This window comes from Micropruina sp., from assembly GCF_047606365.1.
Taxonomy (GTDB): domain Bacteria; phylum Actinomycetota; class Actinomycetes; order Propionibacteriales; family Propionibacteriaceae; genus Micropruina.
On sequence record NZ_JASGEN010000135.1, the window covers coordinates 39,380 to 54,541 of the forward strand.

Below are 15,162 nucleotides of genomic sequence, written 5' to 3' on the forward strand. Positions count from 1 at the left end.
GACACGGTCCGGACGCCGAGCGGGCCGGTCTCATCGCGGGCCGGTCAGCTCCCGGATCAGCAGCAGGGCCAGGCCAGTACGGTCACGCTGTTCCAGCTTGCGCAGCAGCGCCGAGACGTGGTTCTTCACGGTGCCCTCCGCCAAGTGCAGCCGGGCGGCGATCTCGGTGTTGGTGGCGCCGGTGGCCACCAGTTGCGCCACCTGGAGTTCGGTGGCGGTCAGCGCGGCCAACGGGCCGGCGTCCGGACGGGGGCGGCTGAGCGCCGAGCGGGCCACCCTGGGGTCGATCACCAGGCCGCCGGCAACCACCTGGCGGATGGTCTCGCCGAGGGTCTCCACCGAGCAGTCCTTGAGCAGGAAGCCGGCCGCGCCGCCCTCGACGGCGCCGCGCACGAGTTCCTCGTCGTCGAAGGTGGTGAGCAGCACCACCGGCAGCCCCGGATGCCTGCGGGTGCAGGCGGCGACCAGGCCGAGGCCGTCCAGGCCCGGCATCCGGGCGTCGGTGAGCACCACGTCCGGGGTGGTCGCGGCGATCACCGCCAGCGCCTCGTGCCCGTCGCCCGCCTCGCCGACCACCTCGATGCCGTCGTCAGTGCCGAGCAGCATGCTCAGCCCCCGGCGCAGCAACTGCTGGTCGTCCACCACCACGACCCGGATCCGCCCGGTCATGCCGGCTCCGCTGCGAGCGGGAGTTCGGCGACGACGTCCAGCCCGCCGAGCCGTCCGGGATGGCGCAGCCGCAGCGTGCCACCCAGTTCCCGGGCCCGCTCGGTGAGCCCGCGCAGCCCGAAGCCGGGCTCCGGCTGCCGAATCACGGTGCCGTTGTCGCTGACCACCAGGCGCAACCGGTCGGCGTCACGGTCCAGGGCGCAGACCACCCGGTCGGCGGTGGTGTGCCGCAGCACGTTGGTCAGCCCCTCCTGGATCAGCCGGTAGGCGAACAGCGCCCGGGGCCGGTCGAGTCGACCGAGTTCCGGGGCGACGTCCACGCTCACCTCGAGACCGGTGCCACGGAAGACGTCCGCGACCGCCTCGAACGCCTGCGGGTCGGTGAGTTCCTCGAGCCGGGCCGGGTGCAGGGCGCGCACCCACAGCCGCATGTCGGCCAGTGCCTGCCTGGTCATCGCCGAGGCGTTCACCAGCTCTTTCCAGGCGGCGTCCGGGTCGCGGTCGCGGACCCGTCCGGCGAACTCCAGCGACATCGAGATCAGCGTCAACTGGTGGCCGAGGCCGTCGTGCAGTTCGGCGGCAGCGCGAGCCCGCTCCTGCGCCAGCACCAGGTCGCGGGAGGCGTCCATCGCCTCGGTGAGCTGGGCATTGACGGTGACCAGTTCGCGATGCTGCTGATCGAACGCCCGCAGCACACCGCCGAAGATCAGGATGATCGCGAACAATGCGGCGTTCGCCAGCGACTGCAGCAGCACCGGCGCCCATTCGCCCTGGTAGCCGTCGTGCAGCAGGGCGACCAGCACCGCGATCATCAACGCCGCCACGACGCAGCCCGTCCACAGCCCCCAGTCGACGACCAGCACGATGAGCGCCGCGAACAGCAGTGGCAGCCCCAGGTTGTCGCCGAAGGTGACCACACCGATGCCGCACAGGGCCAGCACCAGCGAGGCGACCCTGGCGAACCGGTCGGCCATCCGGAACCGCCAGGCCGCTGCGGCCGCTGCGACCAGCAGCAGGATCGCCACCGCGTTGCCGGGCTCCTCCGGCGCGCGCAGCACGACCGAGCCGAGAGCGGACAACAGGCTCGCGGCGAACATCAGGTTCAGCAGCCGGCGCACCCGGTCGACGACGGTGCGGGGGCGGGGCATGGCAGCACCCTAGAGTGCCGGACGCCGTCACACCCGTGACCGTGGTCATGGGTGCCCATGACCGGACGCCGTCCGACCCGTGACCCCGGCCGGTTCCGGGAGCCCCCGCCGGATCCATAGCGTCGGGGCATGACCACCACCCCTGACACCGACACCACCGCCGTCTCCGTAGCCCCGGCCGGCCGCCCACCGCTGCCCACGCCCGCCGTCGGTTGGCCCGGGGTGCTGCTGCGAGCACTGCTGGCCCTGATCGCCACCCTGGCCAGCTACCTGTTGCTGCTGGCGTTGCCGTCCGTTCCAGGCCTTGACCCGGCACCGGACGCGATCGCCGGCAATTGGGGGGCGGCGGTGTTCAAGCAGAGCGTGCCGATCCTCACCGTCCCGTTGCTCTCGATCGTCTTCATCGCCCTGCTGGTCCGGTTCGTCGACCGGCGTCCGTGGCGGGTGACCGGGCTGACCCTGGACGCCCGCACCGTTCCGGCACTGCTGCTGGGCACCGTGATCAGCCTCGTGGTGGTCGTGCCGGCCAGTGTGCTGTTCACCCGGCTGCAGCTGACCGCGGCCGCTCCCGGCTACGGCAGCCAGCCGCTCTGGGTGGTGGTGGCCGGCAGCCTGCTGCTCGGCTACGGCATGCAGGGCATGACCGAGGAGTTCATCTGGCGCGGCTGGCTGACCCAGTCGATCGGCGGCAGCCCGTGGCGGCAGGCCACCATCGCCGCCGTCACGTTCGGCCTGATCCACGTCGTCTCCAACGGCGGGCATGCGGTGTGGTGGCAGGGTGCGATCTACATCGTCGCGGCCGGCAGCTTCGGGTTCGCCGCCGCCGCGCTCTACTTCGCCACCGGCTCGCTGTGGGCGGCCGTCGGGATCCACGGCGGCCTGCATCTGGGCAACATGCTGGCCAGCCTGCTGGGCGGTGGCGAGGGCTGGCCGCTGGAGATCTTCCAGACCGTGGTCTACCTGCTGATCGGCGCGGCCATCCTGCGCCGGGTGCCGTCCGCGTCCGCCTGAACAGCCGTCAGCCGTCAGCCGTCAGCCGTCAGCCGTCAGCCGCAGATCGTCTTCCGGGCCTGCGCCGGGTCGACCGGAATGCGCAGCATGGTCAGCTTGGGCGCCAGCATCACGTTGTTGGCGAAGCGCTGCAGGGTGAGCGGTTCCGAGATCGCCGAGATCAGGGCCGGGATGTCACCGCAGGCCAGCGTCGCCCGGGCGTCGTTGAGCGCCTTGTCATCGGGACGGACATCAGCGGCGGTGTACCGCGCCATCGCCCAGACCACCGGTTTGTAGGCGTGCCCCACCCGGTACTCGGCGTCGGGCGGCAGCACCAGCCGCGACCCGATCGGGTCGCCCAGCGACGGCGGGTCGACCATCGTGACGTCGAGGCCGGCGCCGACGCCCGCGATGCCGAGCGAGTTGATCACCACATAGACGCCCTCACCGTTGTAGGTGGGCAGCTTGTCGTCGGGCTTGGTGATGTCGACGAAGTAGGAGCGGCCGGCGGCCAGGTCCTTGGCGGCACGCTGGGTGAGCTGGAAGCCGACATCGGCCGACCAGTTCTCGGCGATGACCATCGCGCCGGGGGCGTCCGGGACGAACTTGGCGTAGTAGCTGCGTTCGTCGACGATCATCCCGTTCCAGAGCACGGGTCGCAGCACCAGTCCCGCAACCAGGGCCCACACCATGGTGAGGACGGCCGCCACCCGCGTCCAGGCGGCGCCGCCGATCACCGCGACCGGTGCGAACAGCAGCACGGTGGCGGGCAGCAGGAAGCGCGCATGCATGAAGTCGCCGCCCACCGAGATCACGAAGCCGGTGTGGATCGCCGCGGCCAGCAGCGGCCCCAGCCACAGGGCGGCCAGGCCGCCGTCGCGCTCGCGTCCGGCGGTGGCGAGCCCGGCGATGTAGAGCGCCAGCGCGATCGCGACCGGAATGTAGAGGTGGTAGGTCATCACGTAGTCGCCGAGGTAGAGCAGACCCTGGTCGACGGACGCGTTCGCCTTGGCCAGCGCGGTGTTGGGCACCAGCGAGGCGTAGTAGCCCATCCGGAAGACCTCGTAGCCGACGGGAATCGCCAGGGCCAGGCCGGCGGCACCGAACCAGCCGCCGATCCGCCGCTCCGACTGGCACAGCAGCATGACGCCGAACACCAGGCTGACCAGCGCCAGGTCGGGCCGGATCAACACCCCCAGGCCGATCAGCACCGCCACCGGCCAGGGCCGCCAGGCCGGCAACGGGCTGCGGGGACGGTTCGCCCAGCGCCGGGCCAGCGCCCAGAAGCAGGCGGCGATCCAGCAGAAGGTGAGCGACGTCTCCAGCCCTGAGGTGCCGAAATCCCAGAACGGGGTCAGGCCGGCCAGGGCGGCGGTGCCGAGCGGCAGCACGACCTTGCTGCGGACCGGTACCAGATGCAGCCCGCCCAGGCCGAGCAGGATCATCGCCAGCGTGATGAAGCCGGTGCCCAGCCAGACCATCACCTCGCCCACCTCGGCCCACGGGGCGATCAGCTTGCCCACGGTGACGAAGGCCAGCCACAACGTGGAGGTGCCGACCTCGACGCGTTCGTTGAGGTTGTAGGTGGGGCCGTTGCCGGCGACCAGTTGCAGCACCACCCGGACGTTGATGAAGCCGTCGTCGGAGACCCAGCGACGCAGCCACGTCTGCACGCCGACCACGGCGGCAGGCAGCAGGATCGACAACGCCACCCAGAGACGCCTGGATGAGGAGGCTGCGGCCACGGGTTCCCCTTTCGAGTCGGCGTCCATCATGACAGTCGCCTCCGACAACCCGGCCCTCCCCCGCCGTGGAACCAGTTGCCCGCACTCGAACGCCCCACCACCCGGCCGGCACTACGGTGAGGCCATGGACGTCCTGCTGCTCGGCACCGGCGCCTCGGACGGCGTCCCGAACGCCTGGTGCACCTGCCCCACCTGTGCCGAGGCCCGGGCCTCTCGCGCGATCCGGACCAATACGTCCGCGCTTGTGGATGACGTGTTGCTGCTCGATTGCGGACCGGACGCACCCCGGCAGGCACAACGCGCCGGACGTGACCTCGCCGGCCTCCGGACGGTGCTGCTCACCCATGCCCACGACGACCATCTCAACCCGTCGTTCCTGATGCACCGGGGCTGGGTCAGCGAGCAGCCGCTCCAGGTGATCGGCCCGGCGCCTGCGATCGGCCGCTGCGTCGACTGGTTGGCGCCCGATCAACAGGTGGTCGCGCTGACCACCGTCACTGCCGGCGACGAGTTCAGCGTGGACGGCTATCGGGTGCTGGTGCTGCCGGCCACCCACTACGCGCTGGGCGAGGCGGTGCTGTACGCCGTCGAACACGAGGGACGCCGGCTGCTGTACGCCACCGACACCGGCCCGTGGAAGCCGTCCGCGCTCGAACTGCTGGCCGGTTGGAGGTTCGACCTGGTGCTGTTGGAAGAGACGTTCGGCGACGCTGTCCCGCCCGGCGAGGGGCACCACAACTTCGCCAGCTTCGGCGCCGCCCTGGACGACCTGCGCGGCATCGGCGCGCTCGACGACGCCACCCGGGTCGTCGCGATTCACCTCGGTCACGACAATCCGCCGCTGGCGGAGCTCACCGGACGCCTGGCCGGGGTCGGCGCGGAGGTGCATCCGGACCTGACAGTGCTGAGGATCTGAGCCGGCTCCAGAGTCGGCGCATGGCTCTTCGGCAACCCCCTTCTTCGGAGCCTTCCCCTCGGAGGAAGCGTTGATCGTTCACGTCATCCCGGGCTCTCAGTCGGGAGAGATCCCGGATCAAGTCCGGGATGGCGATTGAAGCGCTGTGATCAGCGCATCCCTAAGCGATCCTCCGGCCCTGGCCCTGGCCTCGGACGCCGCCGATCGCGCGATCCACCACTGCTGACGGGAACCATCACTACTTTCGGGAAATATGCCGAAAGCAGTGGGCACAACCCGAAAGCTGTGATCGATCGCGCGATCGACGCACCCCGGAGGCCCCCGCTCAGCCCGAACATATTGCGGCGCTGCGGTGAGGGCGGGACATGGTCAGTGAGCACCCCTGTCCCGCGGCATCACCAACGAGTTTGAACACTTTTCACACAGAGTGCCCATCCTGAGGATGCGCTACCTGCGGAGTTGAGACAGCGTGCGCTGTTCAGCATCAATGACGCCCGAGCTTGCGGTGTCGCACCGATCGTCCTGCAACGTGCTCTGGCCGACGGGACGGTGGTCCGCCTCAAGCGTGGCTGGTACACGTCGCAGGCGCTGCGCCATGCGAGCGATCGGCATCGGCTTCGGGTGCAGGCAGAACTCCACGATCATCCCGGCACCATCGCCAGCCATCACTCGGCCGCGGTGCACCTTGGTCTGCCCTTGCACCGCCCTGACTGGGCGCGCGTGCACCTGATGCGCACCGGACCGGGGTCTGCGCAGAACCGTCCCACCGTGGTGATCCACCAACGAGTCGGCGAAGTGGTGGGCATGGATCCCGCCCTGGTCGTCGCCCAGACGGCACTGGGCTGCCCCGTTTCGGGTCTGATGGCAGCCGATCACGCGCTTCGGACCAGCCAGATACTCCTCAGCGATGTTGAGCTGTGGTCCACGCAGTTGGACAACCACGTCGGACACTGCCATCTGCCCGTCGTGCTCAGGCTGGCCAACAAGCTCCGGGAGTCGGCACTGGAGTCCCGCACGGCAATCACCTTCGATCGTTGGGGCTGGCATCTTGATCCTCAATTCGAGGTACCCGGCACCCCCTACCGCGCCGACGCGCGGCTGCGCGGCACCCGGGTGCTGATCGAGTGCGACGGGCTGGGAAAGTACGACGAACCGGGCGCCGAGCAACGTGAAAAGGTACGCGAGGACGACATCCGGGCACTCGACTGGGAGGTCGTCCGGGTGACTTCCGACCTATTGGATCAAAGAACCGCACTGCTCCACCGGGTCAAGGCTGCCATCGCGCGGTCTGCGCGACGCTGAAGCTGCAACCCCTGAACAGAGCAACAGCCAGCCGCGCTAGGACGACGTCCGCTCGCATCGTGGCGCGGAAGCGGTAACTGCACCAACGGCCGCAGCCCCGAACCCATGGGCATCCACCGCCGGGGTGTTTCTGCTCCCTGGCCGCGGACGCCGTCGATCGCGCGATCCACCACTGCTGACGGGAACCATCACTACTTTCGGGAAATATGCCGAAAGCTGTGGGCAGAACCCGAACGCTGTGGTCGATCGCGCGATCGACGCACCCCCTGACGTCGGATCAGCCATAGACCCGCACGTCGAGTCAGCCATGAGCCTGCCCGCAATCCACCTTGACGCAGGAGACCCCTGCCGGAGAGCCAGGGCCGGAGGCGAGTGTGAGAGCCGTGATCCGCCGGGGATGCGCTGATCAAGCCCCTCCATGTCATCCCGGACCTTGATCCGGATCTCTCCCGACTGAGATCCCGGGTCGGAGCCCGGGATGACTTGAATGGATCAGCGCTTCCCTGGCAGTAGACCTGCCGGTGGCTACTCCAGGCCCCAGAAGACGTGGTCCATCACCAGCCGGGCACGCCGGGTGCGGCGACGGTACTCGTCCAGGAAGACGCTGGATTCACCCTTGTCATAGCCCAATAGCTCGGCGACAGCGGACGCCTCGCGCGGGTCGGTCGGGATGGTGTCGGAAGCCCGTCCACGCAGCAGCATGATCGCGTTGCGGATGCCGCTGGCCATCGTCCAGGCATCCCGAAGTGCAGCCGCCTCCTCGGGCGGAATCAGGTCCGCAGCTTCCGCCGCTTCCAGTGCGGTCAGGGTGGACGTGGTGCGCAACTGCGGCAGCCGGTCGCCGTGCTGCAGCTGCAACAGCTGGACGGCCCACTCGACGTCGGTGAGTCCGCCCGGGCCGAGCTTGGTGTTGCGCAACGGGTCGCTGCCGCGCGGGATGCGTTCCACCTCCATCCGGGCCTTCAGCTTGCGAATCTCATGCACCTGCTGGCGGGCCATCCCGCCGACCGGGTAACGCACCTTGTCGATCGCCTGCAGCAGCGCCGTCGACAGCTCGGGGTCGCCGGCACCATGGGCGGCCCGCTGCAGCGCCTGCGCCTCCCAGGTGGACGACCAGCGCTCGTAGTAGCTGACGCATGACGACAGCGAACGCACCATCGGGCCGCCCTTACCCTCCGGGCGCAGGTCGACGTCGATGTCGAGCGCCGGATCCGGACCCGCCTTGGACAGCACCGACCGCAGCTCCGAGACCACCTGGGTGGCGATCTTCACCGCGTCCGGGCGGTCGGAGTCCTCAATCACGAAGATCGCGTCGGCATCCGAGGCGTAGGAAAGCTCGCAGCCGCCCCAGCGGCCGAGCGCGATCACGGCGATCCGCGGCGACCATTCGAACCGGCGCCGGACCACCTCGAGCGCGGCGTCGATGGTGGCGCTGAACAGCTCCGACAACCCGGTCCCGACGCTGGTCAGATCGATCAGGCCGAGCAGGTCGGCCATCGCGATCCGCAGCAGTTCGCGGCGGCGGACGGCCCGGACATGCTGGACGGCCACCTCCAGCTCGGAATGCCGCTTCACCGAGGCCCGCATCTCAGCCAGGATGTCGGCCCGGCCGCGGGGCTTCAGCGACTCCTCGTCGGCCAGCATGCCGACCGACTGCGGCGCCCGCATCATCAGGTCGACGGTGTACCGGCTCGAGGACAGGATCTTGGCCAGCCGCTCAGCCATCGCGTCGCCGTCCCGCAGCGCCCGCAGGTACCAATGGGTGCGACCCATCGCCTCGGAGACCTGCCGGAACGCCAGCAGCGCATGGTCGGGGTTGGGTCCGGCGGTGAACCAGCCGAGCATCGCCGGCAGCAGCTGCCGCTGGATCTCCGCCTGCCGGCTCAACCCCTGGGAGAGTGCCTCGATGTGCCGCAGCGCCGCCTTCGGATCGGCGTAGCCGAGCGCCCGCAGCCGCACCTCGGCGCCATGACTGGTCAGCCGGACGGCCTCGGACGGGATCCGCGCCACCGCCTCGAGCAGCGGCGAGTAGAACACCCGCTGCTGCAGGCCCAGCACCCGCCGGGTGGCGTCACGCCAGCGGGCCCGCAACTCGCCGGCGTCCGCGATGCCGACTGCCCGAGCCAGCCGGCGCAGGCTCAGCTCGTCGGTCGGCATCAGATGGGTGCGGCGCATCTTCTCCATCTGGATGCGGTGCTCCAGCAGCCGCATCAACCGGTAGGCGGCGTCCAGGTCCTTGCCGTCGGTGCGTCCGACGTAGCCGAACTCGATCAGTTTCTCCAGCGCTACGAGCGTGCCTCGCTGCCGGACGCGATCGTCGGCCCGTCCGTGCACCAACTGGATGAGCTGGACGCTGAACTCGACGTCGCGCAAACCGCCGGCGCCGAGCTTGATCTCGCGGTCGGCCTCGCGGGGCGGCAGCAGCGAGATCACCCGGCGGCGCATCGCCTGGGTCTCGGAGACGAACTGGTCGTTCTCGGCGACATGCCACACCAGCGGTGCGACCATATCGACGAATTCCCTAGCCAACTCCAGATCACCGGCCATCGGCCGGGCTTTCAGCATGGCCTGGAACTCCCAGTTCTTGGCCCACTTCTGGTAGTAGGTGGTGTGCGACGACAGGGTGCGGACCAGCGGCCCGGCCTTGCCCTCGGGACGCAGCGCGGCGTCGATCTGCCAGATCGTGCCGGCCGCGGTGTGCGCCGAACAGACCCGGGTCAACGCACCCACCAGCTTGGTGGCGACGGTCACCGCCTGCCCGGTGCCGCAGACCGGTTCGCCGGACTCGTCGAGTGCCGGCTCGGCGATGTAGAGCACGTCGACATCGCTGACGTAGTTGAGTTCCTGGCCGCCGGTCTTGCCCAGCGCCACGATGCCGAGCCGGGTGCACTCCCAGCCGGGCACCTCGCCACGGGCCAGAGCCAGTGCGGTTTCCACGGTCGCGTCGGCCAGATCGGCCAACTCTCCGGCCACCTCGGGCAGTGCCTCGAGCGCATCCTCGGCGGTCAGGTCGGCGGCGGCGATCCGCAATACCTCACGGCGGTAGGCGACCCGCAGATCGTCGGAGCGGGCGGGGTCGGCGACCGGGGCGGCGGCGTCCGGGTCGGCACCGACGGCGGTCAGCAGAATGTGGCGCAGGGTCGCGGCGTCGCGGCGTCCGGGTGGTTCGGTGAGCACATCGGCGTCGACGGGGTGCGCGCCCAGGTGCTGGTTGAGCGCGACACTGGCGCCGAGCACGCTGATCAGCCGCCGTGCCCAGCCCTGATCGGCGCAGAGTGCGGTCAGCAGCCCAGGACGCTCGCCGGTCAGCCGGTCGAGGCCGCTGATTGCGAGGTCGGGGTCGGCGCTGGCCAGGATGTCGGCGATCAGGTGATCACAGGTGTCGCCGAGGTCGTCGTACCAACCGTTCAGGATCGCCGCGGCCCGGTGCGGATCCCCGAAACCGAGACGCGCCAGGTTGCCCTCGGCGGTCGAGATGCGGCTCATAGCCGCGATGTTATCGTCGGGCACGTGCCGTCCCGCCCCGTTCGCCGCGTCCCGCAGGCACTCAATTGGACCGAGCTGGACGAATTGGCCGCCCTGGACGCCCCGGACGCCGCCCGCCTCGCCCGCGCCGTCCGGACGCTGTGCGCCAGGATCGCCGCCGACCACCCCGGACGGACCGTCGAACTGCGCGTTCCGCCGTACGCCGCCATCCAGCTCGCCCTGGACGAGGGCAGCACCCACCGCCGCGGCACCCCACCGAATGTGGTGGAGATCGACGGCGTCACCCTGCTCGCGCTGGCCACCGGACGGCTCAGCTGGGCCGACGGCCGGGCTGAGCACCGCGTCCGGGCCAGTGGGGCGCACAGCGACCTGTCCGCCCTCTTCCCGCTGCGTCCGACCGAAGGCCAGCCCGGCACCAGCTAAGTACGGCAGCCGCGGAGACGCACTCGGTAGCCCCCGGCACCGACTTCCCCGGAGAGCGCCCGCCGGGCAGCACTAACCTTCGAGGGTGATCTCCGAGGACGAGTACCGCCAGCGCGCGCAGGCCCAGGACGACTGGGCGCCCGGCTGGGACGCCATCACCGAGGCATTCGACCGGGTCTACCCCGGCGTCAATCCGCCGCACCTGGCCAGCGACCTCGCCAGCCGCGCGTCGTTCGGCGGCGACAACTACCTCGACGGGGTCAGCCTCTACCCGACCTCGTTCGGCACCCATCACCTGGTCAGCTACGGGATGAGTTGGCAGTACACCGATCCGGACGAGTACGGCCGCGAGCACAGCGGCTGGGGCTACGAGATGACCATGCAGGTGGCATCGGCGTCACCGCAGGAGTGTCACTGGGCGGTCAGCCTGCTGTCCAACGTCGCGCGGTACACCTACACCGCGAAGAAGTGGTTCGATCCCTACCAGCTGATGGTCGGGCGCCACGAGCCGATCGCGCAAGGCAGCGGATCCGCCCTCACCGGGTTCATCACGGTGCCCGATCCGCTGGTGCCCGGGATCGACACGGTGCACGGCCGGGTGGAGTTCACCCAGCTCGTCGGCGTCACCCAGGCTGAGTCGGACTGGGCGCTCGCCGACGGCACGCCCGGGCTGCCGGAGAGGTGTCGTGAACTGGCCGACCGGATGGTCGCCGCCGGCAACCGCGCGTACGTCACCGACCTCGCCCGGACCACGTCGTACCTGGACTGATCCGCGCACCGCCCCCGCACCACAGGAGCCTCCCTGCAGTCGGCAGGATGAGCGCATCGAGTGGCCGCAGGCGCCCTCGGGCACGGCTCAGCGGGGCGGCAGGTCAGAGCGACGGCAGCGACGTCCGCAGCTCCCAGGGGGTGACCTGGGCGCGGTAGGACTCGTATTCGGCCCGCTTGTTGCGCAAAACGAAGTCGAAGACGTGCTCGCCGAGGGTCTCGGCGGCAAGCTCGGAGTTCTCCATCAGGGTGATGGCGGTGTCCAGCGAGCGGGGCAGCGGCTTGATGCCGAGCGCCTGGCGCTGCCGCTCGGTGAGCGACCAGACGTCGTCCTCGGCACCTTCGGGCAGCTCGTAGTCGTTCTCGATCCCGGCCAGGCCGGCGTTGAGCACCAGCGCGTAGGCCAGGTACGGGTTGGCCGCCGAGTCGATCGAACGCAGCTCGACCCGGGCCGAGGCCCCCTTGGACGGCTTGTACATCGGCACCCGGACCAGCGCCGAGCGGTTGTTCTGGCCCCAGCAGATGTAGCGCGGCGCCTCGGATCCGCCGACCAGCCGCTTGTACGAGTTCACCCACTGGTTGGTGACGGCAGCGATCTCGGCGGCATGCCGGAGCAGTCCGGCGATGAACTGCCGGCCGATCTTGGACAGGTGGTACTCGGCCGAGGCGTCGTAGAAGGCGTTGCTGTCACCCTCGAACAGCGACAGGTGGGTGTGCATGCCCGAGCCGGGCTCGTTCTCCAGCGGCTTGGGCATGAACGAGGCGAACATGTTCTGCATCGCGGCGACCTCCTTGATCACCACCCGGAAGGTCATGATGTTGTCGGCCATGGTGAGCGCGTCGGCGTAGCGCAGGTCGATCTCCTGCTGGCCCGGGCCGCCCTCGTGGTGGCTGAACTCGACCGAGATGCCCATCTGTTCGAGCAGGGTGATCGCCTTGCGCCGGAAATCGGTGCCGGCATTGGTGGTGGTGTGATCGAAGTAGCCCGAGCGATCCACCGGCACCGGCGGCTCGCCGGGCACCAGGGGCTGCTTGAACAGGTAGAACTCGATCTCGGGGTGGGTGTAGAAGGTGAAGCCCATGTCGGCCGCCTTGCGCAGCGCCCGCTTCAGCACGTAACGCGGGTCGGCGAAGGCGGGCGAGCCGTCGGGCAGCCGGATGTCGCAGAACATCCGCGCCGTGCCCTGGGTGGTGCCGCGCCAGGGCAGCAACTGGAAGGTGGCCGGATCGGGGTGCGCGACCATATCGGCCTCGTAGACCCGGGTGAAGCCCTGGATCGCCGAGCCGTCGAAGCCGATGCCCTCGGCGAAGGCGCCCTCGAGCTCGGCGGGAGCGATCGCCACCGACTTCAGGAACCCCAGCACGTCGGTGAACCAGAGCCGGACGAAGCGGACGTCACGCTCCTCCATGGCGCGCAGGACGAACTCGGTCTGCTTATCCATGGCGGCTAGTCTGCCGCCCGCTGTGTTTCAGTTGGGTTACATCCGCCGGACGGCTCACGAACCTTCCTCGTACTCCTCGTCCTCGCGGTCCCACTGCTCGTTGCGCTCCCGCACCTTCTCCAAGGCGGCGGCAGCCTCGTCCCGGGTCGGATAGGGGCCCAGCCGCTCCTCGGCTTTGCAGCCCTCGTACGGTTCCACCGCGTGGTGCTTCAGGCACCAGTACCAGCCGTCGCCGCTCACTGCCCGCCCCCTTCGTCGCTCGGATGCCCCCACTATGATCGCGCCCGTGACCGCGATCAAGCCTTACCCGCAGACGCCCCAGCGTCGGGTGCCCGCCGAGATCGGCCGGCCCCATTACGTGGGACGGCCCGCCCCCGACCGCTACCGGGGTTCCGATGTGCAAACCCCGGACGTCATCGAACGCATGCGGGTCGCGGGCCGGCTGGCGGCGCAGGCGATGCAGGTCGCCGCCGACGCGATCGCTCCCGGTGTGACCACCGACGAACTCGACCGGGTCGCTCACGAGTTCATGTGTGACAACGGCGCCTACCCCTCCACGCTCGGCTACCGCGGCTACCCGAAGTCGATCTGCACCTCGGTGAACGAGGTGATCTGCCACGGCATCCCCGACACCCGTCCGCTCGAGGACGGCGACCTGGTGAAGATCGACGTGACCGCGTTCGTGGACGGCGTCCACGGCGACAACTGCGGCACCTTCTTCTGTGGCGAGGTCGACCAGGCGTCCCGTGACCTCACCACGCGCACCCAGGAGGCGCTGAACCGGGCCATCAAGGCCGTCCGTCCGGGCCGTCAGGTCAACGTGATCGGACGGGTCATCGAGGCCTACGCGAAACGCTTCGGGTACGGCGTCGTCCGCGACTACACCGGGCACGGCGTGCACACCGCCTTCCACTCGGGCCTGGTCATTCCGCACTACGACGAGCCGTCGCTGACCACCGTGATGCAGCCGGGCATGACGTTCACCATCGAACCGATGCTCACCCTGGGCGATTACCGCTCGCACCTGTGGGACGACGGCTGGACGGTCGTCACCAACGACGGCAGCCGGTGCGCCCAGTTCGAGCAGTCCCTGGTGGTCACCGCCGACGGCGCCGAAGTGCTGACCGTCCCCTGACCTCCGCCGGTCCAGCCTGTCGAGACCCCGGCTTGGTCCACTCTGACAGGGTTTCAACAAGCTCAACCCACGGGCTTCGCCAAGCTCAACGGCGGATGGCTGGGTGGATCAGCAGTCGACAAGGAGGCCGGTGATGGCACAACCGGGCTGGTACCCCGATCCGGGCGGACAGCAGGGCATGTTCCGCTACTGGGACGGTTCGGCGTGGACCCAGCAGCTGTCGGCGAATCCGGGCGGTGCGCCGTCCGGGCCGGGTGGCCGGAACCCGGCCATGCTCTGGGCGATCATCGCCGGCGTGGTCGTGCTCGCGCTGATCGCGGCATTCACCCTGCCCTCGCTGTTCGGCGGAGGCCCGTCGGCGAGCAGCAGCGGGCCCGTACCGCCGGCTCCGACCGTCTCGGCCTGGGACGAGAACAGCACCCCCACGCCGAGCCGGACTCCCACACCCACTCCGACGCGGACACCCACCCCCACCCCGACGCCGTCGCGTCCGGAAACCAGCCTGCCCTGCCCGCGCTACGACACCGCGGTGGTGAACGGACGGCTCTTCGGTGGCGGTCTCAGCGTGCCGGTGATCCGTGACTCGCGCTGGAGCGTCAACGCCGTCCGGACCATTCCGTGGGGCATCTGCGCCACCGGCCTGCAACGCCGGATCACCGGAGCGTGGGTCAGCGAGGTCATCCTGGCCGGCATCCAACCCCGCTCCAGGGTCGGCTCACTCAAGGAGCAGGCTGATGCGATCGCCGACGACTCGGTGGGCCGCTTCTACAACGACGGCCGCGGGAAGCTGGTCATGAAGAGCAGCAAGGCGATCCAGCTGGACGGTCTGGATGCCTGGGAGCTGCGCTACGAGGTCCGGATCGACTACCTCGGCTCCATTCCGGGTGACAACGTCAATGTGGTCGTCGTGCAGCACACGGACGGCTCGCGCAGCGCCTTGATGACCTTCGCCACCATCGGCGACAACGAGACCCAGCGCCAGGTGGACGCCAGCCGAAGCGCGGTGAAGGTCGAGAAGCGCTGATCAGTCACGTCATCCCGGACTTGCTCCGGGATCTCGCCCGCCTGAGATCCCGGGTCGGAGCCCGGGATGACGGGAGTGATCAGCGCTTCCTTTGGGCAGGGCCCCGTGGTGGGT

13 protein-coding genes are annotated in these 15,162 nt (G+C 69.7%); 7 read left to right on the plus strand and 6 right to left on the minus strand.

Features of this window, described 5'->3' with window-relative positions:
* Positions 1-30: 30 nt before the first annotated feature.
* Both QM624_RS15785 and QM624_RS15790 read right to left on the minus strand, forming a co-directional pair.
* On the minus strand, positions 31-669 hold the full coding sequence (locus QM624_RS15785; protein WP_415093507.1) for a response regulator transcription factor: 639 nt from the start codon (positions 667-669) through the stop codon (positions 31-33).
* Positions 666-1,817 (minus strand): sensor histidine kinase, encoded by a 1,152-nt coding sequence (locus tag QM624_RS15790; protein ID WP_415093509.1) that lies wholly within the window; start codon positions 1,815-1,817, stop codon positions 666-668. The genes QM624_RS15785 and QM624_RS15790 overlap by 4 nt, the downstream gene beginning before the upstream one ends.
* 129 nt (positions 1,818-1,946) lie before the next feature.
* Here QM624_RS15790 and QM624_RS15795 point away from each other — a divergent pair, with 129 nt between their 5' ends.
* Complete coding sequence (locus tag QM624_RS15795; RefSeq protein ID WP_415093511.1) at positions 1,947-2,828, plus strand: type II CAAX prenyl endopeptidase Rce1 family protein; 882 nt, start codon at positions 1,947-1,949, stop codon at positions 2,826-2,828.
* A gap of 35 nt (positions 2,829-2,863) precedes the next feature.
* Here QM624_RS15795 and QM624_RS15800 read toward each other — a convergent pair whose 3' ends face one another.
* The gene (locus tag QM624_RS15800) at positions 2,864-4,552 is read right to left on the minus strand and encodes a hypothetical protein (RefSeq protein WP_415093513.1); all 1,689 of its coding nucleotides are present in this window, start codon (positions 4,550-4,552) and stop codon (positions 2,864-2,866) included.
* A 124-nt stretch (positions 4,553-4,676) separates the two neighbouring features.
* Here QM624_RS15800 and QM624_RS15805 point away from each other — a divergent pair, with 124 nt between their 5' ends.
* Positions 4,677-5,468 carry an MBL fold metallo-hydrolase gene (locus QM624_RS15805; RefSeq protein ID WP_415093515.1) on the plus strand — a complete coding sequence of 264 codons (792 nt, stop codon included), beginning with the start codon at positions 4,677-4,679 and terminating at the stop codon, positions 5,466-5,468.
* A 549-nt stretch (positions 5,469-6,017) separates the two neighbouring features.
* Positions 6,018-6,770, plus strand: coding sequence for a hypothetical protein (locus tag QM624_RS15810; protein WP_415093517.1), 753 nt, complete (start codon positions 6,018-6,020; stop codon positions 6,768-6,770).
* A gap of 525 nt (positions 6,771-7,295) precedes the next feature.
* Here the strand turns inward: QM624_RS15810 and QM624_RS15815 are convergent.
* On the minus strand, positions 7,296-10,256 hold the full coding sequence (locus QM624_RS15815) for a bifunctional [glutamine synthetase] adenylyltransferase/[glutamine synthetase]-adenylyl-L-tyrosine phosphorylase (protein WP_415093519.1): 2,961 nt from the start codon (positions 10,254-10,256) through the stop codon (positions 7,296-7,298).
* A 24-nt stretch (positions 10,257-10,280) separates the two neighbouring features.
* On the opposite strand from QM624_RS15815, the gene QM624_RS15820 reads away from it, so the two are divergent.
* Positions 10,281-10,679 carry a sterol carrier family protein gene (locus tag QM624_RS15820; RefSeq protein WP_415093521.1) on the plus strand — a complete coding sequence of 133 codons (399 nt, stop codon included), beginning with the start codon at positions 10,281-10,283 and terminating at the stop codon, positions 10,677-10,679.
* 85 nt (positions 10,680-10,764) lie between these two features.
* Entirely contained in the window at positions 10,765-11,448 is a 684-nt protein-coding gene (locus QM624_RS15825; RefSeq protein ID WP_415093523.1) for a suppressor of fused domain protein, read from the plus strand.
* A gap of 103 nt (positions 11,449-11,551) precedes the next feature.
* On the opposite strand, the gene QM624_RS15830 is transcribed toward QM624_RS15825, so the two are convergent.
* Entirely contained in the window at positions 11,552-12,889 is a 1,338-nt protein-coding gene (locus QM624_RS15830) for a glutamine synthetase family protein (protein ID WP_415093525.1), read from the minus strand.
* 54 nt (positions 12,890-12,943) lie between these two features.
* Positions 12,944-13,087 (minus strand): hypothetical protein, encoded by a 144-nt coding sequence (locus QM624_RS15835; RefSeq protein ID WP_415093527.1) that lies wholly within the window; start codon positions 13,085-13,087, stop codon positions 12,944-12,946.
* A gap of 88 nt (positions 13,088-13,175) precedes the next feature.
* On the opposite strand from QM624_RS15835, the gene map reads away from it, so the two are divergent.
* Both map and QM624_RS15845 read left to right on the plus strand, forming a co-directional pair.
* A complete protein-coding gene (gene map / locus QM624_RS15840; RefSeq protein ID WP_415093529.1) occupies positions 13,176-14,024 on the plus strand; it encodes a type I methionyl aminopeptidase in 849 nt (282 codons plus the stop codon).
* 133 nt (positions 14,025-14,157) lie between these two features.
* On the plus strand, positions 14,158-15,048 hold the full coding sequence (locus tag QM624_RS15845; RefSeq protein ID WP_415093531.1) for a DUF2510 domain-containing protein: 891 nt from the start codon (positions 14,158-14,160) through the stop codon (positions 15,046-15,048).
* Positions 15,049-15,162 lie beyond the last annotated feature (114 nt).